General features: G+C 41.2%; 19 protein-coding genes, 1 pseudogene and 1 riboswitch. Of the genes and pseudogenes, 5 read left to right on the forward strand and 15 right to left on the reverse strand.

From position 1 onward, the window contains the following. Positions 1-101: 101 nt before the first annotated feature. Both MOZ64_RS05750 and MOZ64_RS05755 read right to left on the reverse strand, forming a co-directional pair. Entirely contained in the window at positions 102-965 is an 864-nt protein-coding gene (locus tag MOZ64_RS05750; protein ID WP_320325635.1) for a DUF4438 domain-containing protein, read from the reverse strand. 2 nt (positions 966-967) lie between these two features. Further along, positions 968-1681 (reverse strand): RNA methyltransferase, encoded by a 714-nt coding sequence (locus MOZ64_RS05755; protein ID WP_320325636.1) that lies wholly within the window; start codon positions 1679-1681, stop codon positions 968-970. A 67-nt stretch (positions 1682-1748) separates the two neighbouring features. Between MOZ64_RS05755 and MOZ64_RS05760 the strand changes: the two genes are divergently transcribed. From MOZ64_RS05760 to MOZ64_RS05775, 4 genes are all read left to right on the forward strand, one after another. Then, the gene (locus tag MOZ64_RS05760) at positions 1749-2855 is read left to right on the forward strand and encodes an AI-2E family transporter (RefSeq protein WP_320325637.1); all 1107 of its coding nucleotides are present in this window, start codon (positions 1749-1751) and stop codon (positions 2853-2855) included. 48 nt (positions 2856-2903) lie between these two features. Continuing rightward, complete coding sequence (locus MOZ64_RS05765) at positions 2904-3809, forward strand: putative manganese transporter (protein WP_320325638.1); 906 nt, start codon at positions 2904-2906, stop codon at positions 3807-3809. 25 nt (positions 3810-3834) lie between these two features. Further along, a riboswitch (THF riboswitch) is annotated at positions 3835-3933 on the forward strand. Between the two features lie 67 nt (positions 3934-4000). Further along, entirely contained in the window at positions 4001-4525 is a 525-nt protein-coding gene (locus MOZ64_RS05770; RefSeq protein ID WP_320325639.1) for a folate family ECF transporter S component, read from the forward strand. Further along, a complete protein-coding gene (locus MOZ64_RS05775) occupies positions 4522-5790 on the forward strand; it encodes a bifunctional folylpolyglutamate synthase/dihydrofolate synthase (RefSeq protein WP_320325640.1) in 1269 nt (422 codons plus the stop codon). Before MOZ64_RS05770 ends, MOZ64_RS05775 begins: the two co-directional genes overlap by 4 nt. Before the next feature lie 966 nt (positions 5791-6756). On the opposite strand, the gene MOZ64_RS05780 is transcribed toward MOZ64_RS05775, so the two are convergent. The 9 genes from MOZ64_RS05780 to MOZ64_RS05820 all read right to left on the reverse strand — a co-directional run bounded on the left by MOZ64_RS05780 (position 6757) and on the right by MOZ64_RS05820 (position 12996). Continuing rightward, entirely contained in the window at positions 6757-6987 is a 231-nt protein-coding gene (locus tag MOZ64_RS05780; RefSeq protein WP_320325641.1) for a hypothetical protein, read from the reverse strand. A gap of 1 nt (position 6988) precedes the next feature. Continuing rightward, positions 6989-8812, reverse strand: a complete 1824-nt coding sequence (locus MOZ64_RS05785) for a GH25 family lysozyme (protein WP_320325642.1) — start codon at positions 8810-8812, stop codon at positions 6989-6991. A 2-nt stretch (positions 8813-8814) separates the two neighbouring features. Further along, the gene (locus MOZ64_RS05790; protein ID WP_320325643.1) at positions 8815-9282 is read right to left on the reverse strand and encodes a phage holin family protein; all 468 of its coding nucleotides are present in this window, start codon (positions 9280-9282) and stop codon (positions 8815-8817) included. A gap of 1 nt (position 9283) precedes the next feature. After that, complete coding sequence (locus tag MOZ64_RS05795) at positions 9284-9529, reverse strand: phage holin (protein ID WP_320325644.1); 246 nt, start codon at positions 9527-9529, stop codon at positions 9284-9286. A 12-nt stretch (positions 9530-9541) separates the two neighbouring features. Further along, the gene (locus tag MOZ64_RS05800; protein WP_320325645.1) at positions 9542-10432 is read right to left on the reverse strand and encodes a fibronectin type III domain-containing protein; all 891 of its coding nucleotides are present in this window, start codon (positions 10430-10432) and stop codon (positions 9542-9544) included. Between the two features lie 2 nt (positions 10433-10434). Beyond that, on the reverse strand, positions 10435-10650 hold the full coding sequence (locus MOZ64_RS05805; RefSeq protein WP_320325646.1) for a hypothetical protein: 216 nt from the start codon (positions 10648-10650) through the stop codon (positions 10435-10437). 12 nt (positions 10651-10662) lie between these two features. Continuing rightward, complete coding sequence (locus MOZ64_RS05810; protein WP_320325647.1) at positions 10663-11538, reverse strand: hypothetical protein; 876 nt, start codon at positions 11536-11538, stop codon at positions 10663-10665. A 68-nt stretch (positions 11539-11606) separates the two neighbouring features. Beyond that, a complete protein-coding gene (locus MOZ64_RS05815; protein WP_320325648.1) occupies positions 11607-12581 on the reverse strand; it encodes a phage tail tip lysozyme in 975 nt (324 codons plus the stop codon). A 7-nt stretch (positions 12582-12588) separates the two neighbouring features. Continuing rightward, on the reverse strand, positions 12589-12996 hold the full coding sequence (locus MOZ64_RS05820) for a hypothetical protein (RefSeq protein ID WP_320325649.1): 408 nt from the start codon (positions 12994-12996) through the stop codon (positions 12589-12591). 14 nt (positions 12997-13010) lie between these two features. Between MOZ64_RS05820 and MOZ64_RS05825 the strand changes: the two are divergent. Beyond that, positions 13011-13241 (forward strand): annotated as a pseudogene (locus MOZ64_RS05825) (phage baseplate protein); the annotation flags it as partial. Here MOZ64_RS05825 and MOZ64_RS05830 read toward each other — a convergent pair. From MOZ64_RS05830 to MOZ64_RS05845, 4 genes are read right to left on the reverse strand one after another with little or no spacing between them, the layout of a single operon-like run. Beyond that, complete coding sequence (locus tag MOZ64_RS05830) at positions 13238-15247, reverse strand: DUF859 family phage minor structural protein (RefSeq protein ID WP_320325651.1); 2010 nt, start codon at positions 15245-15247, stop codon at positions 13238-13240. The pseudogene MOZ64_RS05825 and the gene MOZ64_RS05830 overlap by 4 nt on opposite strands. Positions 15248-15249: 2 nt before the next feature. Further along, on the reverse strand, positions 15250-19011 hold the full coding sequence (locus MOZ64_RS05835; protein WP_320325652.1) for a phage tail spike protein: 3762 nt from the start codon (positions 19009-19011) through the stop codon (positions 15250-15252). Next, complete coding sequence (locus MOZ64_RS05840; RefSeq protein WP_320325653.1) at positions 19008-19796, reverse strand: phage tail domain-containing protein; 789 nt, start codon at positions 19794-19796, stop codon at positions 19008-19010. Before MOZ64_RS05840 ends, MOZ64_RS05835 begins: the two co-directional genes overlap by 4 nt. Continuing rightward, complete coding sequence (locus tag MOZ64_RS05845) at positions 19796-23746, reverse strand: phage tail tape measure protein (protein WP_320325654.1); 3951 nt, start codon at positions 23744-23746, stop codon at positions 19796-19798. Before MOZ64_RS05845 ends, MOZ64_RS05840 begins: the two co-directional genes overlap by 1 nt. Between the last annotated feature and the right edge of the window lie 8 nt (positions 23747-23754).

The raw sequence follows: 23754 nt of genomic DNA on the forward strand, positions 1-23754 counted from the left end.
AAAACTATTCGATCCATCATGAAGTTTCAAAATGCGCATGAGTTTATAGATACAAGCTTTTAGAATGCAAAAAAAAGCTGCCGCGAAAGACAGCACATCTTTTATCGTTTCAATAAAGCATCTTTATATTGGACCAAATTTGCCTGGGCTTCTATAACTGGTTCAATAGCTGGTGTTGCACTTGTGGCAACAATGGTTAATCCAGGTCCATGCCCACTGGTAAAAGAATCACTATGTACGACAACGCCAATGGTTATAGCTCCCTGTTTATAATGCGGTCCATACGTACTGTCGTGATCTTTAATGGCCACGAAATCCCCAAAGCGAAGTTGATTGATTCCATAGATGTCATTCGCTTTTTTATCTTGGGTCATGATATCGTAATCGCCTTCCATCATCGTATCACTCCCTAAACCGGCACCCATTAAATAGGGTGGTAATACGCACACAACCGGAAATTGAATGGTCGTTTTGGTTTCTTGGATGGGAATTTGCTCGAAAAGATCCGGATCGATATTCATCATATACACATCTTTATGGTCCAAAAGTTTTAATCCTTGTCCATACGCTTTCACTAAGAATTGTTCATGACCTGTCATTTTTTCAATCGCTTCTGGCGGAAAGTAACACATGGTATGATCTACCCCACCATGGGTTCCGGTCACGATGCCTTTGGATCCCTGTGCTGGACCAGATAGACAAATGACTTCATTGCCAATACAGGCTAAGGTTTCAAGGGCATGGTTTTCACGATCACTGGGATTGGCAATCGTAACACCGGGTTCGACATGGTCTCCCGCAATACCCATACAAGCGTCGCCAATGGCATGGGAATATACAATTCCACCAGTTCCTACAGGTAATCGGCCTTTCCCATCATAGCCAACATAAAAATGTCCCATACGGGGATGATCCACTTGTCCATTCACAGCTATTTTTACTAATTGATCTCGATTGATTCGCATCTTTATTTCCTCCTTTGTCGCATGATTTCAAACCCAAATACTGCACAAGCACTCGATGTATCAAGCGCATTGCGAAACTCTCTTCCATATTCAATATATACATTTTGAGTGGCATGATCTAATAGGGTTCGACTAATTCCTCGATAGGCACCGCCAATCGCTATACAACATGTTTTTGGAAATATCACCTCATATAAACTTTGTGCTTGGTTTCGATAGGCACAATATAGAGGAATTCCGTTTGTCCTTATATATTGAATAAAAGCCTTATCATTTTCAACCATATAAATGGGCAATTTTTCAAACGCACCGGCACTCGATCGAAGAATGATCGTTTCGGCATGTTGCCAATCTCGTAAAGGCAAGATCAAACCATCACATCCAGCTGCATATAAGGTGCGGCAGACACTACCTAAATTATATGGATCTTCTAAACCATCAATATAGACGCTCCATCCATCCATTTTAGGGGGTTTTTCAAATTGTCTGGTCTTGGCTTTAAGCAGCATGCCCCCATGCGTTTTTGAAGTGGCCATTTGATCTAATTGATGGCGATCCATCATTTCTACTTTACAATTTTTTTGTCGGGCCAAATGAATGATATAATGAAAATCCTTTGTGCGTTTTTTCTTATCGACGTATAAATAACTACAAATGCGGTTGGGATTTTCTAAGATGGCCTTGCATGAAATCGTTCCTTCGTATAATTTGTCCATAAAATTATTATATATGTTTTGAAACTATTCTTCTAGATGATAAAATAACTCCGTGTGAGGTGATAACATGCACGTTCGTTTCGACAATGAAATGAAGAAAAAAATAATCGTATATTCTTTATCCCTGATCATTGCGTTTGTCATTGGCATTATCATTTATAATTGTGGCACGATCGTCAAGGGAATCCAAACTTTTACGGCAGCTGCATCCCCCTTTATTTTTGGATTGGGATTAGCCATTGTCTTGCGCATTCCTGTGCGTTGGTTAGAAAAATCATTATTTAAGAATTTTGAGAAAAAAAGACTTTGGTCTGCTTTGGTAGTATTTTTGATCTTTATCTTTTTATTGATCTTAGTTATTTCTATGATCCTTCCGAATTTGATTCATTCCATTCAACAATTATTGACGAATCAAAAAATGTTTCAGTCCAATATCAAATTTTATATCAAACAAATTGAACAAAATATGCATATTGATCTATCCAATGCCGAAGCGTATATGACCGGTCGTTTATCGAAATTGGTATCGGAAAACTTAAACAAGATTGCCAGTTATTCTGTTGCTGCTGTCCGGTTTATCATCAATACGATCTTAGCCATCGTTTCCGCTTTCTACATCATTTTGGATAAAGAATCACTTTGTAAAACATTCAAACGTTTGACCTATGCCCTTTTTCCAGAAGGCATTGCGAATCATTTGGTTCATTTTACCCATACGACAAGAGATGTCTTTGATAGTTTCATCATTGGCAATATCATTGACTCCACGATCATTGGTATCATTTGTTACATAGGTACCACCCTTTTTCACTTGCCATATGCACAAATGATTTCATTTACGGTTGGCATTACCAATTTGATTCCGGTTTTTGGACCATTCTTGGGCGCTATTCCCAGTGCCATTTTATTGGTGTTGATCAATCCCATTTATTCTTTGATCTTCTTGATCTTCATTTTTATTCTTCAGCAATTTGATGGCAATATCTTAAAGCCTCTGGTATTGGGCGATCAATTAGGTCTTTCTGGATTCTGGATCTTATTCTCGGTAACTGTCGGTGGCGGGCTTTATGGCGTCATTGGTATGTTCCTGGGTGTTCCTGTTTTTGCACTCATTTATCGAACGTTACAGGAATTTACCGATAATAAGCTCAATGAAAAGAGATTGGAACCATAAGCAAGCATATGACTTGCTTTTTTTGTGGAATTCCGTATGATGAAAGTTATGAAATTTTTGATTGATATCTTCATAGAATGTGTCCATGATACATGGGCCATGTTACCGCTTTTATTTATTACCTACTGTATCATCGAGCTCTTTGAACGGAAGCAAACATCGGCTTCGGATGAAAAGATCTTCTTTGGTCTACAACGCTTTGGTCCATTGATTGGTGCTCTTGTGGGATTGATCCCGCAATGTGGTTTTAGTGTTTTAGCTGCCATGCTCTTTGTGCAAAGAAATATCACCTTAGGAACTTTGGTTGCTGTCATGATTGCCACCAGTGATGAAGCGATACCCATCCTTTTAAGCAATCCAGACCTCTATTCAACCCTTGGTTTTGTGTTGGTTGGCAAGTTTGTCACAGGTATTGTCGTTGGCTATCTGGTTGATTTCCTCTTGCGAAACCAACAACACATTATTCGTTTTGAAGAAATGGAAGAAGAAGACAGTGATGCCTATGCTGAGTACGATGATGACCAATCCAGTGCGGCTGTGAATGGGTGTAACTGTTGCTATCCCGATTATCCATTGCCATTCAGTGCTTTATTACGATCCTTACGTATTTTTGGATTCTTATTTGTGACAAGCTTTATCATTAGTTTGTTGATCGAATGGCTTGGACCACAAACGATTCAAAACGTACTCTTGGATCATTCCCTTTTTCAACCGATTTTATCCGCTTGTATTGGGTTTATTCCCAATTGTGCAGCCACCATTGTATTGGCGCAATTGTATGCTGCCGGAACATTGAGTTTAGGCTCTTTATTTAGTGGTCTTGTGACCAATTCTGGATTGGCTCTATTGGTCTTGATTCGTTATGGCGAAAGAAAAAGAAATCTGATTCGAGTCATCCTTATTCTTTTCTTGACCGGTGTGATCACGGGAATTGGTTTGACCCTATTTATATAGTGTGATACTATACGTCTAGACATTAAGCAGAGTAAGATCCCATGCGTAAAGTGCCATCTGAACAGGGAGTTGACAGATGGACGAAAAGTAGTAACTTGCGATATCGGATCTGCATCCCGCTGCTACATATTCTGGTATCCAACCTCCTTATGTAGTAAAAGGACCTATACTGCACAAAGGAGGTTTTTCTAATGTCAAAATTAAAAAATGTTCGCGTTCTAACGACAACATCCATGATGATTGCCATCGCAATCATATTGGGATTTTTTAAAATTCCCATTACCAATGTGATCGAAATTCGCTTTTCACAAATTCCCATTGCGATGGAATCGGCTTTATTTGGGCCCATATTGGGCGCTATCGTTGGTGCTCTTGCCGATATTGGCGGCTACATTGTAAAGCCGACAGGCCCTTATTTTCCTGGTTTTACGATCAGTGGACTCGTCTCTGGTTTGATTTTTTCCTTGGTCCTATATAAAAAAGAAATCTCACTCAAACGCGTATTGTTGGCTGAAATTCTATACACGCTGATTGTGGGGCTAGGATTTAATACCCTATGGTTATCCATATTGTATGGGAATAGATTTTGGGCTTTCTTAATGATGCGTCTAGCCAAAGAATTGATCATGATTCCTATCAATACTGCATTGATGATGGTTATATTAAAACCGGTATCCATCACCAGCTTCTTTAAGCAAAGTGTATCGATACAATGAATTACGAAGAAACAATGCATTGGTTGATGCATTTCCCTGTTTTTCAACCTAAAAATGTCATTCATGGAAAAGCACGTATGGATTTGAACACTATACGTGCTCTTCTTGCATATTTGGGAAATCCTCAAGATGCTTGTTCCTATATCCATATTGCCGGTACCAATGGAAAAGGATCATGCGCTGCTTATCTCAATTCGATCTTAACACAAACCTCTATGCACATTGGTTTTTTTACGAGTCCTCATCTTTTTGATTGGAAGGAACAAATACAAGTAGACAATCAATGGATTGACCCTCTTTCTTTAGCTGAATTGGCCACGCAAGTACGAAATATTGCGAAGGAACACGATCTGCATCCCTCCATGTACGAAGTTACTTGTGCAATTGCGTTTTTGTATTTTCAACATAAGCAATGTGACCTAGTCATTTTGGAAGTTGGTTTGGGCGGAGATGTCGATGCCACCAATGTCGTTTCCCATACTGTTTGTGCCTTGATCACAGCCATTGGTTTGGATCATACGGAATTGTTGGGCCATACATTATCAGAAATCACATCGCATAAAGTGGGCATCATCAAACCGCATTGTGATGTAATCGTCTATCCGCAAACCCAAGAGGTCCTTGAAGTCGTTGCTTCCCAATGCCAACAAAGGGATGCGAAAATGTATATTGTGCCTTCTATACAAGCCGATACAAAAGATCTATCGGGTCAATCGTTTCATGGCTACCATACACAGTTATTGGGTACATATCAGGTGCAAAATGCAATGATGGCCATCACAACCGCTCAGATCCTACAAACAAAGGGATATCCAATTGCATCGGCTGATATCCATCGTGGTATTAAAATGACGATTTGGCCTTGTCGCTTTGAAATCATCCAAAAAGATCCCATTCGTATTGTCGATGGGTCTCATAATGTGCAAGGTGTATACCAGTTAAAAAAATCGTTAGAAACTTATTTCAAAGCGGAAAAAATAACCTTTGTGATGGGTGTTCTAGAAGATAAAGACTATGAAGTAATGATCGATATTCTAGGTCCTATATCGTCTTGTTTCTATACGATCACACCACCCAATCCAAGAGCCTTGGATGCACAAACATTAGCTCATATCATCCAATCGAAGGGACATCCTGCCATTGTTTCATCATTGGATCAAATTGTGGATCAAACCCGTTCGATTTCATCCATTGTTTGTTTCTTTGGCTCCTTGTATTATGTAGGTCAAGTCCGAAACAAGATCTGTATGCGACAATTTCGATGATCGCTATGAATCAATCATAGCGATTTTTTTTAATCATTCTCACAATATCAAAAGGATTATCCAACATATTGAATACCATTTGGAAAGACACACAATCGTTGATGCGTTGCTTTTTTACTCACGATATAACAAAACCGATTGTTTAAATATTTCTTGAAATCAATATATACGACATTCTTTAAACATCCGGTATTTTTTTGACAAGAATATACATATAAAATTCTTCCGTCAATGAAATGAATTTTATTCGGATCCTGATTACCTAAGTCTACATTCGTAAAGACTTCTCTATCGTATGTATGTATTTGATTCCATATGTAAAAAATGATGCAGAAATTCCTTTTTTGTATGTTCATCTTCTAAATATCACCAAATTCTTTTATCTCGATAAGTTTCTAATCGCGTTGCGAACGTTCTTGTTTTCCTCCATGCAAAAAAAGCCCTATCATGATGATAGGACATGGTATTCCCCATTATATTGGCTTTACCACCTTGCATACTGTAGGTTGGTGTGTGCTGCGAGCCAATCTCTAACACACTCTTTATAGGTATTTGTATCCGAATAAAAAGATGATCGTAAATCATTTGTGAATGGCAGAAACGTATCAGTCCCCACTCCATTTGTTACACATTAATTATTTAAATCGTGAGTGAAAAATGCAATCAAAAGTAGGCCAAATGTAGGCCACTAAAATAAAAAACCCTTTAAATAAAGGGTTTATTATCGATGGTGGGGACGGTGGGATTATTAAAATTTATATTTTTATATGTTTTTATATCTTTTATCGTTATTTTTCTTCTATTTTCATGTATAAATTCGTACATTTTTTATAGCTCAAAATGTATCTCAATAAAAAAATAGCCCATAATGTCGCCCACAAAACTAAAAAAGGCATGGGCAAAATGCCCATGCCTACTCGCAAGAAAATAGTTGAACTTGGTTTTTAGAAACCAATAAAACACGTGTCAAAATAATTCATCGGCAAGCTCATACGTCTTTTCAAACACCGATGGCTTGCACGGGTAGAATTCTCCATCTACACCTTCTAATGTATTGACATAGCCACCTTCCAGGTAGCCATCTCTCCAAACCAGTGTCAAATTACCTTCGCCAAATTTGATGATCTTGTCACGGTTACTGAAGTTGAGCTGCATCGCCTCGATTACGATTGGTTTCTTGCGATAGTGGAGCGCCAATTCAATCACCCGACTTTCCGAAAATGCTTAAAAGCTTTTTGAGAAGCCCGATCAGTGTGCCAATGAGCCCGTTTAGTTCTTTGATATCTGATTCATTACTTTCATCTTTTTGTACGTTTTCTGCCTCATTTTGTGGATTATCCGCAATTTTAGACTTGTAATGGTCAAAATCAACGTACATAGCGTTCTTGTCTAAAGCAATACCGGTCGCTTTATCAATGCTCGTGTACTGATGAATGGTACCGAGCATACTTGTATCTGAGTGGTATCCACCATCGTCAGCATCCCATGCAGCAATCCACTTATCATAGCTATCTAATCCTGTTGTCAACCAATTTTGGAACCACCACGTCGAACTGTATATGCCAGTATACCATCCAAGATCTGCTACCGTCTTGCAGAACTCTTGACACACTTGCAAACAATGATCAGCGGAAAGTAGTCCGCGGTTTCGTTTCCAGTTGTCTGAATCTTCCATATCGATCCATACACCAAGCGTAGCACCAACCTCTTGTGCCAATTTAACGGCATACTCTGCCTCAAGACGTGCCCCATCTACGGTATAAGCATAGTCATAACAATATACGCCATAAGGTATGCCAGCTTGTTTGCATTGATCAACCCAATAATATAACAACTTGTCACGATAATCATGGTTACTTGTTTCTTCGCCGTAACAACACTGTATGATCGCAAAATCATATTTTTTGAGATTGACAGAACCTTTTGGATTTGCGTAACTCAAGTCAACTCCCCAATGCTTTACATTGCTGGTATCTGCTGTGTTCCTTACTGTAGCTTTGGTGTCAGTATTTTTATTCTCTGTTTTAGTTTCAATTCGTGGATCAGTTGCATAGAAATCAGCCCATTCGGTGGAACGGCTATTAGATGGGCTGCACGCAATCCAGTATTCAACACCATCCTTGACATATATGATATATCGATGGTCAGCTGTAACAGCTTTAGCGGTGTACTCAACGACAGTACCAGAATTGACCGTACCCGTTTTTACTCCATCATATGATCCTTTACGAATTGCGACGCCGTCTACCTTGAACTTTGTAAAGCCGTGCTCTTGCGTTTTGGATACTGGTGATTGTTTCTCACCAATCGTAGCCCACAAATCTACACCTTGCTTTTCGCTTCCTGAAATCGCGACAAAGTAGCGATACATGCAGCCGTCATTTTGATGTTCGACCCAAGAAATATATCTATGTCCATTACCTACCCATTTTTGCGTATAGGTAAGCTTCTTGCCAATCGGCAATGTTTCTACCGCCAGTCCATCTGGTCTATCTCTACGTTTTTTTACGGGTTGGGTAAGTACCACAATGCCACTTTCGCTAATCAATTGGGATTCTGCATATCCAATCGTTGATGTGACGATAGTGCTTGTACTTGATTTTAGACGAAATGCCGTATCATAGGTAGCCTGGTAAGGAAGCTTGATCACGTTAAATGACGAACCGCCAGCAGGGTGCGTATACATGCCTCCCTGATTCTGGCCCAGGAAATTTCCATATCCGCCACCAGCATCACTATCAAAAATTGCGATATGTGATGTAGGGGTTACCGAACAAGGGCGAAACACCACCACGTCACCTGGCTGTAGTTCGCGAACCTCGTAGAAGTATTTTAGCATTCCATTTGTGGCTCTCTGTGTCCAAATGTCCTGTACATATCTAGTTGCTGTACAACTAGCATAAGGCACACATTGAGCAATACAAAATTCAGCGTATCCATCCCAACACTGAAAACCATAGGCATGATCTATATCATACCCACGATTCAATACCATAGCTTTAAATTGTGCGTAAGCCATCATAACTAATCACCTCGCCTTTTCTTGCTTTCCTGTTCAAGGTCTTCTACTGTTTTTAATGCCTCATTCAACCTAGTTGTTAATGCCTTGTAATCATCTTCGGTCAATGATTCATCCACATTGTTGACTATGTTTTTAATAAATTTAGGAATTGGAACTCCACTTTTTTCACAGTTTTCCATGATGCTCATGAACTCCATGAAAATGATGTACGCAGACACGCATGACATGAGCTCTCTTGGCAATCCCATGGAAAAGCTAAGCAACTCGCCAATCAGTAGAATGGCAATCTCTCCGGTCTTTTTAGACAGTCCGATTCTCATGCGGCTCGATTGAAATGTCTTGGTCGCCATTGCATGGACAGTCCCTACAAAGATATCGATGCCCATCATTAAAAGTGGTGTCGTAAGACACCACCCTTCGTTTACAAAGTGGAACCGCATCAAGATATCGATCATTCCATTTTGATCCATATTATCTTGGTTCCTTGTAGCCTAATGCCGTATCACTGTCTGCAACGCCTTTTGTCGTAGGGTCTGTGATGATCCCCATAGCAACAAGAATATTAATGATCAGTCCGATTAGCTGGACGATCTCATTCTGTGATACCTTTGGCGTCACACCAAGCAAAGACATCATTTGATAAATAAAAGTGACCAATGCACCACACATAGCCACTAAAGTAGTTTTGTTCTTGAATCTAAGTTTCCAGTTGATCATGATATTACCTCCCTAAATAACCTGTTTGGCTTCTCCATTGACATTTACCCACGCCTTGATGGCGCGCTTTTTCTCACCGTCGATATTGACCCAGATAGTACCTTTTTTACCTGTGCCATTGTCATTGATCCATTCCTTGATCTGCGTGGATGTGGTAAATGAAATGGATACACCTGATGATTTATTGCCATCTGCATCAACGCTCTTGATCGTGACGTTATATGCCGTCCCAGCTTCCAGGTTGGAAAACTGATAGAACGAATCAGTAGTGGTCACTGTAGATTGTACAGTACCTCCGGAAATGGTAAGCTCATACGATTTGGCTTTTGCATTGGCTACCCATTCTACTTTTGCACCGGTCACACCAATATAATCCGGGTTGACCGTTACACCTGTCGGCGCATCCACGGTAGACGTCAATTTTGGAAGCAATGATGAAATATCTTTACTAATCCAGTTTTGCTCAATAAAGCCATATGTGTTGGCGTTATAACTAGGATTATCTTGTGGCAATAGCATGATCATTTGAGATGCAACAACAACATTGCTCAATGTACCATCACTGTTATAAGAATATACGGCCGCTCTAGTTTGGTCTAAGGCCGCTTTTGTAGTCGTAGCTCTTGTCCATATGCCACCGTATGGAACATTGATCGTGTCAAATACATCGAGGATACGTCCATATTGACTATCATTTGTTCCACCTAATAATTGATATCCATTATTTACTCTCCAATAGTAGTATGCTCTGCTTGATTTTGATATCACCCGTTGATTATCGACCAACACTCTTATCTTTCGAGCATCTGCATCCAATTGATAGTAGATATAGTTCTCGCAACGATAGTTGGATGACTCGTGAAATTTGACCCATCCAACGTCAACTCTATTTCCCCAAGCCATATCTAGCCCTCAATCTGCACATAGATATCTCCAGGCTTCCATCCGCTGTTAGATGGATCCCCAGTACCATATTTGATGCTTGATGTGGACGCGGCCATGATGATCGGTCCAATGGCATCCAACAGAGCGTTGTATTTATTCTGCCAGTCTGCTTCGCCTTTTGTTAATTTGTATTGGCTTAAATCGATCGTGTTCGTTGTATTTGTAGTGTCTGCCATTTTGATTACCTCCTAAGATAAAATGATCTGCAAGCTATAGATAGCACCGTTTTTGAACGTCACGGTATAGTGGTTATCATCTACTTTATTGATCGCATCCGGTTCCATCGTGGCCCCGTTATCATCATATAAAGCATGCTTATCTGCATATAACATAATGTTATCAAGGTCCTTGCAGATGTAATGGATATTTACGTGAGTGATCTCGCTTCCGCCGGCAGGGCCTCCTACGATGATACCGGCTCCATATTTACCTTTGAATCCATTGATGCATGGATATCTGCCAAGGCCATGTTTGATCGTACCAAGCAATATCTGATTCAGTGTATAGCCGGTTTCCAATGCACTGATTCGATTGGAAAGCACTGCTTCATTGGTATCGGAAATATCTTGATACGCCGTCTTTGCAAGATTGCAGAAATATTTAGCGTTATCGGTATCTTCTCCTGCACGTGTACCAGTACCACCATGAGCATAGCTTTCTGCTTCCTTATAACCTTCATTGACCAATTCCTTTACCTCTGATACAGATGTTTCATAAGGGTTTTGAATTGGCTTTACAGATGGGCTTACATGCAATGTCAATGGGTAATAAGATACCATCTTGTCCGGATCGGATGTCTTGTATGTAGTGATCTGTGCTTTGTAATCTCCGGCCAATGCCGTAGTCTGTGCGTCTACCGTAAATGTGATCGTGTTATTTTCTTCATCAATCTTCACCTTGTCGTGAGGTATCTTCAGAGTGTTTCCACTGATCGTATTTACGTCGACCGTTGCCATGATATATTTCAACGATTCGTATGTAGTTACCTCGATGATGTAATCTGTATCGCCCTGCATCATTGGGATCGTTGCTTCCTCATGGTTCGCTAATGTGATCTTATACATAATCGCCTTTCTAGGTCATTCTGACCAACGTATAAAGTGGCATGCATCACGGCATGCATACCACTGTTCTAGCCAGGTAACGTTATCATGTAATACTGCTTTATGATGCCATTCACTGTTTTTATACATAATTTATTGACGTAGGACCCTCCGCCATCTCCTGCTCCATCCGGCATTTCCGGTGCCCATCCCGCAAGATATTTCTGCCAGTCGTTGCCCCATTGAGCACGCGGACTGAAAGCCGGGCTTCCAGGGTCTGCCGGCCTTTCGTAGTTGTACAGATAGGCCATAGCAAGATATCCGCCTGATCTTGTCGATTTTTTGAACGACTCAAAATCAATCGGATAGGATGCCGTTGGATAGTATCCTGGGCCACTGTTGATCAAGTCGCATTCCATGTTCCCGTAATCACTTAATTTGGCTTTTCGTGATGCCAGATATTCTGTGCATACGGTAAATGGTGTCCACTGTACAAGGCCGAATCCAGGACCGACACCCGTTGCGTCCGATTGCCATCGGTTTGGATTCACTGAGCTTTCGTACTGAGCATTTCCAAGAACGCCGCAGCAAGCCTGCAACGTCCATCCATGCTTCAGATGCAGATAACCATATAAGCATTTTGCATTGTTGTTCATTTCTGCCTGGTTCAATGCCCTTGTAGTTGCCGGTATGATCCATGCTAAGTTGGAAATAAAATTAGGTCTCAAAACGATTTGCGGCGCTCCTAAATTGATCAAATTAAAAGGGCCTCCATACCCATCTGTGTTTTGATTTTGACCAAAGAATGTATTGCCACTATGCACGATGGCCACATGGTTGAAACTGAAGAAAACGATATCTCCAGGCTTTGCCTGTGACCATGATACCTGTGTGCAACATGATCCTAATACCGTGCTTCTCCAGTTGACACCCCATTCCCATGCCGTAGCGTATCCAGGAACACGTACCGTACGGCCAAGCCCCCATGATACGTATTCTTCGGCACCGGCATAGCATTGCCCAGAACCATACCATCCGGCAAGATGCGACTTGTAGAAGTCCATGTATTTTTTAGCCATTGTCTGCAGTGCTACTGGTTTCTGTGTAGTAGCTCCACAATACTAGTTCTCCTAATCTGACTTCGGTCTTTTTGTATCCTTCCTTATCGGATTCAACCTCTTTTTCTTCGATATGGTCTGTAATTTCACCAAATAATTCTTGACGGCGATTTGCTTGTGCTTCTTTTTCTTCTTTGGCTTGTTTGTCTGCAATATATTTTTCATAATCTGCCTTTGAAAAGTAGATATGTAGCTTCTTATCAGTCTTGGATGTGTACGTCTTGAAAGCATGGACTTCCGGCCATCCTTCGGGCATACCGTCCCATACCGCTTCGATATCGATATCTTCCGATTTCTGCATCGCGATATTTTCGATATTTCCATTTCCTCCTACTTTCACATATACATTTGCTTGCGACATAATTTTCCTCCTATAAAAAAACTGGTGGCGAATATAGCCATCGGATCACAATCGATGAAATGCCATCTCATAGCCACCAATATTATTCGCCAATTGTTCAAAAGGTAACCGCTGCATCAGGCGGATCTACTTATGGAAACTACAATAAGCAGTACAAAATTAGTACAGATAGTAGTGGCGGTGATCAAGCTATTTCATTGATGGGCCCATACATTGTTGGCTATATGTGGAGACGTATCGGTTAAGCTACCCGCCGCCAAATGTATCCGCCGATATAAGGCATCATATTGTTATGGGATTGATTGCCGCCGGTTGATGCAGTCTTATATGCCCAGTTAGTATTACCTTTTTGACTCAAGTCGGCCACAACATAAGACCCACCACCTAAATTTGCAACTTGCACTTTTCCAGTGCTAGATGGGGAGTGATTGTGGCTCGGCATCTCGTTTACGGTAAGCTGATGGCTATATTCGCCACCAGTTGCACCTGCCGTAAACGTCATCTGCTTGCCATTCGCATCTGTTCCGGTTCCTGCGCCAATCAATACACGGCCTTCTCCATACGATACCCACGACCCGCCAAAAAGGTCGCCTGGATTAACATTGTTTGTGGATAGATATAGACAGCCGATCGGATGAAACTTGTTCAAGATATATTTATCCAGTGGAGTACCTTTATTGGCATTGTTTAATTTCGTATTATGTGCAGATATCTCAGAGCTTGTCTTACTGCTGTCTTCCATGACGTTTGGCATCTCTGAAAAATAAGAATCGCCATGAACCTCAAACCAGTTCTCATACGCGCTCTTTACTGCATCTGTCTCACTGCCTGATAAGTTTAGATCAGACTGTTTGAACAAGGACATGGCCTTTCCCGAATTGGCCCAGTTGATAAGCGTGTATGTCGAATTGACATGTGCATAAGCGTAAATATAATCGCTCATAAAATAGTCTTTCAATCCGATCATGACCTCATACTCTTTGGTCGCATCAAATATATTTCCACCGTGATATTCCGTGTTGATTGCCGTATACGGAGAACTTGTTACTGTATTCAATGTTGTCCATGATGCAGCATCCGTAGCCTTATATTTGATGATCATGCTTGCCGTATTTTTGTTATCCAATTTAGAAATATCGTACGTATAACGGAATAAAGCATATGTACCACTGTTTTCATCTACAGTATAAGAACTATTGGCTCTCTGCACCGAAAACATACTAAACATGGGCTTATAATATGTAAGTATAGATACTGCTCCTGTCTTTGATGCGGTACGTCCACGACTATCGGTAACAGTAACAGTATATTCAATATCGATCGTATCTGAATTTGTCAGAGGGCCATTTATCACATCTGTAGTAAACGATTGACCAGTATATGACTTTTTATCAATGTTTGTAGTGCAAGAAGCAATAGCGGAACCATTTGAACCGGATGCACTGATATTAAATTTAAGCTGGGATTTTTCAGCTACATACTTGCCAAATTTAGATGCGATAGAAGACACTGCTTCGGATATCGATATGGTACCTATAGTCGGTACATACGATTCCGGTATCTTTACCGTTATGCTTGTTTGCTTTGAACCTATTAGCGTCGATCCATTATAGGTATATAAAATAAGATTCAGTGTAGCCAAATCCGACTCTGTAATGCTTGATGCCAGCGAAGTAGGAATGGCCCATGCTTCACTGATGCTTGTTGCACCACTATCAATCGTCTTGATATCTACTGGATCGCCATTATTCAATGAGTAAGCTATCTTATGACTAAATGATGAGACATTAGGTGTCCCTTTTATCGTGATGGAATTCCCTAAAGTCGTTCCATTTGATATATCTACAGTAATATCAGTGGCCCTTGGAATATCAGTTAGCTTAAGCGTTCCTGATACGGTGCCACCTTTAGGAAGATAATAAGCAGTACCTACTTGTTTATAAGTGGCACTTACGCTTACATTTTTTGAACCATCTGCGTCATGCCCAACGGTCGTCGTTCCAGAACCAAGTGACTGTGAACCTCCATTAGTCATGACATTGATGTTTACGGCCTTGGCCAGTACATGTGCTCCATTGATATAGATATGTATCTCACCCGCACCGTTGTACTGTGCCGTACCGCCAGTAGAAATAAGCGTAGCCGAATATCCTACATTTGAGGTATTGTTAGCTACGCTCGTTGAGTTTTCTGTTACCTGAAATCTTAATTTCCAGTATCCCAGGCTGACTTCTTTTGTTAGACTTGGCATATCTATTTACCTACTTTCTTGAAATCCAATGATCCATTTGCTCTTGGCACAAATGCGAATTTACCAATGGTCATGCTGTTTGCAAAATTACCATCTGTTACATACATCTGATTGTTTGCAAAATATGCAACCTCATTTCCATTTTGAAGGAATGCCAACTTTTCGTTCGTGATATTCGTCTTGAAATCACTGTCTGATTTTCCTAGTGATAGACCATTTTTATCAAATGTCATGTAATTATTAACATTGTTTGCTGTTTCGGTAAGGTCTGCAACATTTGATTTGACGCTGTTCAATTCAGATATATTTGCTGATATCTTTCCATCATATATACCAAATTGTGTATTCATGGACGACTTATATTCATTCAATGCATCTTTGGTCGCATAGGTACTGTATACCTGCTGCAAGATATGATCCTGTGCATTATCGATTTGACTATCTACATTTGAACTGATGATGTTCATTCCTTCTGACAATGCGTTGTATTCGCCATGCAATACCGGTTCTGTTTCCTTTGTTGAACCATTATCGAATGTGACGATCATCTTCTCCCAAAGATATTCACCGTCAGAAATATTCGGTATCGTTGTCGTCCATGAATGACCACTTACCAAAGTAAATGTGTCTCGACTGTTTGACAAATAATAATATGGCGTTATCTTGGTGATGCTATTGCTATACACCCCGATGACACGTGGAGTCGATTTATGTGATTCGCCGGATGAGAATTTTATTTCTTCATAGTTCCATAGATACCTGCTCGTCGCATTTGGTTGCTGCACTGTCGTTGACCATGACGTTGGAGCCGTTGTTGCACTGCTATTGACGTTGTAATATTCGATGATATCTGTGATCCCTATACCGTCATCTCCGACCCATTTAACCCATGTATATTTTGTAGGATCATCACTGTCTGCTTCATTTACATCTGTAACATAATGTCCAACCCATGTTTTTGATTTTGACCACGTATGTGAGAATCCAATCTTTCCATCATTTGAATTGGCATAGGCAATATGCAGGAATGAGGAAGTGCCAGATGGCCCCCTTTGGCCCTGAGCTCCCGTATCGCCCTTGATTCTTGCCCATGTATATGAGCTTACTGTCGTAGGGTCTGCCGAGTTGTAATCCGTGCATGTGCCGATGTAGGTACCAACATCTTCTCCGCTGTTTCCTGTGAAGGTCTTTCCTCCATCGTTGGAATACTTGACATGGAAGTACGGTGTCTTTCCATCTGCGCCTTTCGCACCTGGTGTACCATTTGTTCCATCGCTCACGGTCTGTGTATGCGTACCGTTCTTATCCGTGATGGATATGGTCGTTACACCGCCGCTCTTGGATACGGAAACTATTGGGGATACACCGTCTGTACCGTTTTTGCCCGGATCACCTTTAGCACCAGGATTGCCTTGAGGACCAGTATCACCTTTAGTCCCATATGAACCAATGATTACAGGGTCCGTTACTGTGGTAGAATTGTCGGTCCATAAGGTCTTTGAATAAGTCCACAAGTATTTCTTAACTGAATCTGTCAATTGTACATCTGTGGTCCATCCGTCACTGTCTCTAGTAACACTAGTATTTAACCCCGTAGCCAGATAATAATGAGTAATTGATTTTACGCCTTTGCCTGTATCTCCAGTCTTTCCGGTAGCACCTTTGACACCATCGATTCCCTGTCTTGCAACAGAATAATATTGTGCTGTCGTGCCATCACTGAAATTCAATGTGATACGGGTCCACAAGTAATTTCCTTGCAGGATATCCATTGGTTTGGTCATCCATGCACCGATTGGCGCTTCAACCGAGCTTGTACCTTCCTGATACTCGACGGTATAGCTCTTTATCGTTAATGAATCACCTTTATCGCCTTTTGGAATCTGAAAATTAAAAATGGCATCGTTTGTCGTGCCACTATTCGTAACGATTGCATTTGTACCAGCACTTCCAGTAGTGACCGTACCGACCGTAACTGTTGCGGTATCACCTTTGTCACCTTTCGGTCCCTGAGCGCCTGTCTCACCTTTATCACCAGTAATGATTGTCTTCATTTCCGGTAGTTTTACCGTCTGTGCATTTCCATTGGAATCTGAAAGTGTGAGCATGTTGTCATTAACGCTTAGCTCATAAGTTATTGGTTTCCATTGCGTCTGACCGGTCACGATACCATTGGTTACGTGGAATGAGTCGCCAACAAATGTACCGGTAATGCCTTTCCCAAATACACCGCCATCATATGATTGAAGACCGTTCTTGTCGAACTTGATATATTTTGACCCATCACTGTTTCCGACCTTGCCAAACCAGATACCTTTCTGATTGAACAGAGTAGAGTCTTTCCAGTTCCATCCGGAGCCATCTGCCTGTTGCACGGTCGTTGCCTGTACGCCATCAGAACCTATCGCTATAGCTCCATATCCGGTGCCTTTTAGCGTGTTTTCTACTTTGACGACTTGATACCCGTTCTGATTATTTTTGTCTAGTGAGATAGCCATTTGCGCTTTCTGACCATCGATGACACCGGTAACGGTATCGGCATTGGCGGCTGCAAGAGGTGTATTCAACACCTTTCTTGCCGTCCGGTTTTGGCGTGCCTGTTCAGCATAATAATCAATGTTGTAATCGCCTAATGTCATCTTGGTGACAAGCTCATTGACACAATCATATGTGATCTCTTTGACACGAGCCTTGGTATTGATGTCAAGATCTTCGTTATACACGATGCACGAATCGCCAAGGCACAATGTGATCAGTGATTCGTAGCCCTTATAACGAGTCACTTGTGTAAGGTCACTGAAATCTACATCATAAGTGATGCTCGGCACATCGACCTTGTTTTCTGTAAATTCTTTTTCAGATGCCTTGATCAGTTCCTGATTCATCTTATCCTTTGTGTCGCATACGATGATATCCTTATCTTCACTGCTTCCGGCGTCCTCTTTCAAACGTATCTTTTCATACTTCATGATGGTCGGATAACCAACCGCATAGTCATTGAAATGCGGCGACCGTACCGATGTAAAGACCCCTTCTTTTGGTTCCAGATGATGGCCATTATAAGCTTGTGGCCATATCTCTGTTACGAGCTTTGATGTATCAATCGTGTACTTGATATTGGTCATGGACAGTCCAGCAGAGATACGAATCAGTTCTTCATCCGGAGAATTTCTGAACCGGTCAAGTTTTCGTCTCCATAGGAAACGGTAGTTGTCGGTTACAAAATCACCGCCCCATCGGTTGATGAAAGAATTGTCTTCATCATCATTGATGCATTCGAGCATGTTCTTCCATTCCCAGTATGCCGTAGCGGTCTGTTTATCCTGTTCTATCGAGAAGCCAATGGGCGCCTTGCATCTTGTTATCAGTTCTTTGATTGCATCCGATGCCATCTTGTCAACGATATGGATATGATCATTTACCATATACTGCCGTGCATCATAGAACACCTGCGTAGCTTCTGCGGTAAATAGGTAAGGCCCTTTATCCGCTTTCGTGATACGGAATGCCTGTACCTTATTTATACCAATCGATTCAGTAAGGCTTTTCCGCATCGTGACGGCAATAATACCTTCCTTGACGATATAGTCATTCAAGCTCTTATCAAATGGCACCTGCATATCCAGTGACCACAAGCCATTACATTTCATGGATACCGTACACTTGGTAGGAAACAACGGCCATGATCTTGCGGAATCATAAGTAAAGCTGCCATCCGTATCAAAATTGATGGCATTTGCTTTTATGGCTACTATCTGTGTCATAGGCTCCTCCATCTAGGCTTGCATGTAACGACGAATCCAGGTGTCACATCAATTACATTTCTTCCTGGTGCCAGTCGCGCTTTTTCTTCCAGTCCTGAACGTCCGGCACGATAGATACCTTCCTGATATGGGTACTTGCTATAAGTAAGAAGCAATTCCGTATCGATGTAATATTCCCTGTCCGATTCACAATTCAATACGGTGATAGGATCATTTCCATTCACGGATATCGCAAAGTCATTATTAACACCTGTATGGTTTACGATACGCCACAATGGGTAGCATTCGATGTACGGATTATATCTGATATCATCGATCGTTCGCCATTTCTCACCGCCAATAGACCAGTCAAACGGGTCCAGTGTAAAAGTGATAGTAAAAGAACCGACCATATGGCCAGTTCTCTCACATTCTGATATATCTGCCTTTTCGATGTTCATGTACCACTCGGCATCATCGCTTTGCTGCAAGCGATGCACCATGCTGTTATCATTGGCAGACATGATCCAGTTCTTTATCTTTCGATACTGGTTGTACCATGACTCTTTGAGTTTGTTATCGTTAACGAAAGAACAACTAAACTCCATCGTCTTGTTATCATAGGTGCCCATAAATGAACTTGTCGTACCGTTTCGCCCAAGGACATCATCAAAGTCGTGGTACTTTGGCTTTGGTGTGTCGATCTTGGCAACCGTAGCTACCCGGATCCCATATTTGAAAGAAGAAACGCCATCGATCATGAAATGGTATTCACTTGGTTTCTTTTCCTTGATTATCCATCCCATTACGAACCACCTCTGTTTCTGTCTTCTCTGCTTGCGATACGTTCAATATGTTCGATGACCGTATCAGATACCTTATCTCCATCAAGAACAGAAACCACATGTACGGTCGTATTTAACGGCCGTTCCAATTCATCTGTTCTTGTTTCGATATTGCTCAATCGGTCACTGATGTTCTTCAACAATCCATACAATCCATAACTGTTAGAACTGCCTACTGCCGTACCATAATTAAGCGATGTAGGAATAGACGATACAGTAGCGGTTGCCACTTGTACGGCCGTTCCTGTAGCCGCTCTAAGCATTGCCATTCGTCTTGGTGACAGACTGTCAAGTCCTGATGCCATACCAACTAATGAATCTACAGTACGAATTTCTGGAAGCGCATATTGAGCTGTTATGTAAGAGGGAAGCTCTGATATGCGGTCTGAAACAGCACTATATAATGATCTGTGTTGCTTACCTTTCTTTCCTTTGCTGCCACCACCACTGTGATCTCCAGTAGCATTGTTCCACATTTCTTGAATCTTGCTTGCAACGGTTGCGGCTGTACTAGCAAGCCATCCGACTAATGTGCCATCAAACGATTTTCCCATCGAGTCGGCTGCACTGCTTGCTTCTTTTGATTTATCCATTTTGCTTGCAACCTCTTTTGAACCGGAATCTGCATTTTTAGATGCTTTATCCATGTCTTCTTTTACTTTAGGTGCAACAACCTTTAGTTTTTCTGCTGCATCATTAACAGAAATTTGTCCATTCAATATCTGCTGGGTCAAGCTATTAACAGTATCAGTACCGGCTTTTCCTGCATCTTGGGCCATGCCCTGAAATTTGGCGGCATCTTTGATTCGTTGCGTTGCCGCTTCTATTGAGATACCACCTTCACCACCGTTTGCACCTGTAATGATTCCTTGAATCAGATTAGTTGAAATCAATGAACCATCAAGACCGGCATTTGTAACGGCTTGCTGGAACGTGATCAATGCATTCATCGCATTCATTTGTTCCTGTACGGTACCAAGGTTTGTAATCATTCCTTCTGCCGCTTTCAATGGAATTTCAGAACCTTTCTGTGATGCATCATCTACTGCCTTTTGGAAACTAATCAATGCGTTCATTGCATCGACCTGTTCTTGCATGGTGCCACTATTGTTCAAGATTCCATTAGCAAGAGATTGTGGAATAGCTGTACCTGCTTTTTTCGCATTCTCAATCATGCTTTGGTATTTGTCATATGTATCAAGGTACGATTTAGCAGCATCGACATCACCTTTGCCATTTCTAATGGCTTCTGCCAATGCTTGTGGTATTTTGATACCTGCTTCTTTTGCCGATGCTTCAAGGTTATTCAATCTGCTTTTCAATGTATCATCGAAATCAGTAGCATTTACCGTTTGGCCTAAGTTTTCTACTTCCTTACCAGTGTTTTTTAATTCGGTTTGAGATTCTTTTAATTTTGTATTTGTAGTATCGATATCTTGATTGATTGCATCCAATTGAGCTGCATGTGAGAAATCTCCATTCGATTCTTCATGAATGATTTCTTTTTGTTTAGCTCGTAAGTCCTGCAACGATTGTGTCAGAGCATCGACTTCGGCTTTCTGTTCTGCAAATGCCGTTACCACTGCAATATAAGCTTGTGCCTCAGCCTGTTGTTTTGCTGTTGCTTTTAATTGTTCGGCATATGCCTTTAAGTCTTGCGTATTGGTCACGACGTTTCCAGCCTGGTCAACAAGCTTACCGGTTGTCTCATCAACATGATATTTAAAATCCGGATAGATGGAATTTAGTTCGTTGACGGCTTCTTTCATCATCGCTTTTTGAGTGGTATTCAAGCTTTCTACTTGAGTAAGCTGTGAAATACGATCTATCAATACATCTGTTTTAGCAGCCTGTTCTTCATATGACTGCATAGCCGAATCGGCACTGCTTTTCAAAGAATCGATACGATTTTTATAATCATCATATCCAGTGATAACTTTCTGTGTAGATGCATATAATGCATCGTTTGTTTCCATTTCTTTACGAGCACTTTCCATGAGTTCTTCGTGTCTTTGCTTCGCTAAATGGATAGCTAGAGCGGCCGCGCCTAATGCAGCTGCAACACCTAAAATAATTGGAGTTGCTGTTGCGACGACACCTTGTAGCGAAATCATCTTTTTTCCAAAAGATTCAGCCGACGTTGCACTTTCCATCAATTTAGCAGATACCATCGTTGCACCGCCTGATACTGATTCCATCGTGGTTGCCATAGCACGCATATTGGAAGCATACGTCAACGCTTTGCTTCCTAAAGTTCCCATAAAACCAAGGACGCTTTGAACACCTCCTGCAAATTTAGAAGTCAACTTCAACGCAGGTGATAATGCCGCTGTAAACAGTAAAACATTTCCTACTGTTCGTTTCGTTCCATCAGACAGTTCCGTGAAATTAAGCGCGATGTTCTTAACACCTTTGGCAAGTGCAGTGATAGTTGGTGCCATAGATTGTCCAAGTGAAGCAAAAGCCTGTTTGATGGCTTCCCATGCCTGGATCAGTTGCGATTTCATCGTATTGTATCGTTTCTCTGCCTCGGTCGCCATGGCACTGTTATTTGACCATGCAGTAGCCGATGTGTTGAGAGCGCGCTCCAATACATTTGATGATTGAGCAAGTGCACCCATAGCCTGTGCTTGTCTGATTTCCTTGATGTTAAGATCATCCAGCGTCTTGGTAACGTCTTTGGTATTGCCAATTCCTTTTACAAATTTAAGGAACGTACCTGCCGCATCTTCGCCCCATGCTTTTTGAAATTCTTCAGATGTCATTCCGGATACTTGAGCAAATTTTTGTAAATCTTCATTACCGGTTGACACAGCAAGCTGGATACGTTTCAACATCTTGGAAATAGAACCGCCACCCGCATTTGCTTTGATACCTAATGAACTTAATGCCGTTGACAATCCCAATACCTGGTTTGAATTGAAACCTACTTGTTTTCCGGCAACACCAAGACGCAATGACATTTGTGTGATATCTTTTTCTGTAGTCGCAAATTTGTTACCTAGATCAACGATAGTAGAACCTAAGCGTGAATAGTAGTTATTTGTTTTCTTGCTATCTGAAACCATGATATTGGAGAATTTAGCCAATGTCTGTGCTGCTTCTTCTCCAACCAGGTTGGTGGTATCTCCTAATTCAGTAACGGTCTTGGTAAATCCAACAACTGCTTTCGTAGGGACACCCATCTGACCTGCAAGTTCTGCATAATGTGCAATTGCTTGATACGAACTTGATGTATTTACTGCCAAGTTCTTCAATCCCTGGTTTACCTTTTCCAGCTGTTCCGGAGTGCCTTCTACTGTCTTTGTAACACCTGTAAATGCATCTTCAAAACTGATTGCAGATGCACCTGCCGCGGTCAATGCTCCAGCGCTTGCCAAAGATAACAGTTTTGTCTTCTTTGACAATGAATCTGTTACACGTTCAAGCTTTGCCATGGAAGAATAAGTCTTCAATACCTTTGAATCAGTTGATATAAATCCATTCTGCAGTTCTATCAGCTGATTATGCAGTGCTTGCTCTTTTGCTTTTACAGCCATCGTGCTCTGAGACAGTGCATCATAGTCTTTCTGTAATGCCCTGGCCTGTTTTCTTCCTTCTGCAGTTGATGTATCAACGGCCGCCATCTGTTGTTTCAAGCTTTTCAATACAGATTCCTGTTTGATCACTTGCTGTGATGCTGCGTTCCATTGTTTTGATACTGATCCAATCTTTGTTGCAAGTAAATCCTGCGTAACAGAAAGGTTGCGATATTCAGTTTCAAGCTTCGGATCAAACTTCATTGATTTTTTTAGATTGTTCATCGTCTTATCAAGGCCGGCTGTTTCTGCCTTGATCTTTGACAATGATTTTTCAAGACCGGTTATATCGGCACCAATCTTCAACGTGATACCTTTTAAATTGTATGACATATGTATCA

This window comes from Absicoccus intestinalis (genome assembly GCF_033971885.1).
Classification (GTDB): Bacteria; Bacillota_I; Bacilli_A; order Erysipelotrichales; family Erysipelotrichaceae; genus Absicoccus; species Absicoccus intestinalis.

Excerpts from the sequence above, each read along its gene's own strand:
- MOZ64_RS05805 (WP_320325646.1), bottom strand. The coding sequence starts at position 10,650 with ATGGCAGACACTACAAATACAACGAACACGATCGATTTAAGCCAATAC.
- MOZ64_RS05760 (WP_320325637.1), top strand. The coding sequence starts at position 1,749 with ATGCACGTTCGTTTCGACAATGAAATGAAGAAAAAAATAATCGTATAT.
- MOZ64_RS05795 (WP_320325644.1), bottom strand. The coding sequence starts at position 9,529 with ATGATCAACTGGAAACTTAGATTCAAGAACAAAACTACTTTAGTGGCT.
- MOZ64_RS05845 (WP_320325654.1), bottom strand. The coding sequence starts at position 23,746 with ATGTCATACAATTTAAAAGGTATCACGTTGAAGATTGGTGCCGATATA.
- MOZ64_RS05815 (WP_320325648.1), bottom strand. The coding sequence starts at position 12,581 with ATGGACTTCTACAAGTCGCATCTTGCCGGATGGTATGGTTCTGGGCAA.
- MOZ64_RS05785 (WP_320325642.1), bottom strand. The coding sequence starts at position 8,812 with ATGATGGCTTACGCACAATTTAAAGCTATGGTATTGAATCGTGGGTAT.
- MOZ64_RS05790 (WP_320325643.1), bottom strand. The coding sequence starts at position 9,282 with ATGGATCAAAATGGAATGATCGATATCTTGATGCGGTTCCACTTTGTA.
- MOZ64_RS05840 (WP_320325653.1), bottom strand. The coding sequence starts at position 19,796 with ATGGGATGGATAATCAAGGAAAAGAAACCAAGTGAATACCATTTCATG.
- MOZ64_RS05765 (WP_320325638.1), top strand. The coding sequence starts at position 2,904 with ATGAAATTTTTGATTGATATCTTCATAGAATGTGTCCATGATACATGG.
- MOZ64_RS05835 (WP_320325652.1), bottom strand. The coding sequence starts at position 19,011 with ATGACACAGATAGTAGCCATAAAAGCAAATGCCATCAATTTTGATACG.
- MOZ64_RS05755 (WP_320325636.1), bottom strand. The coding sequence starts at position 1,681 with ATGGACAAATTATACGAAGGAACGATTTCATGCAAGGCCATCTTAGAA.
- MOZ64_RS05770 (WP_320325639.1), top strand. The coding sequence starts at position 4,001 with ATGTCAAAATTAAAAAATGTTCGCGTTCTAACGACAACATCCATGATG.
- MOZ64_RS05800 (WP_320325645.1), bottom strand. The coding sequence starts at position 10,432 with ATGGCTTGGGGAAATAGAGTTGACGTTGGATGGGTCAAATTTCACGAG.
- MOZ64_RS05750 (WP_320325635.1), bottom strand. The coding sequence starts at position 965 with ATGCGAATCAATCGAGATCAATTAGTAAAAATAGCTGTGAATGGACAA.
- MOZ64_RS05775 (WP_320325640.1), top strand. The coding sequence starts at position 4,522 with ATGAATTACGAAGAAACAATGCATTGGTTGATGCATTTCCCTGTTTTT.
- MOZ64_RS05810 (WP_320325647.1), bottom strand. The coding sequence starts at position 11,538 with ATGTATAAGATCACATTAGCGAACCATGAGGAAGCAACGATCCCAATG.
- MOZ64_RS05820 (WP_320325649.1), bottom strand. The coding sequence starts at position 12,996 with ATGTCGCAAGCAAATGTATATGTGAAAGTAGGAGGAAATGGAAATATC.
- MOZ64_RS05830 (WP_320325651.1), bottom strand. The coding sequence starts at position 15,247 with ATGCCAAGTCTAACAAAAGAAGTCAGCCTGGGATACTGGAAATTAAGA.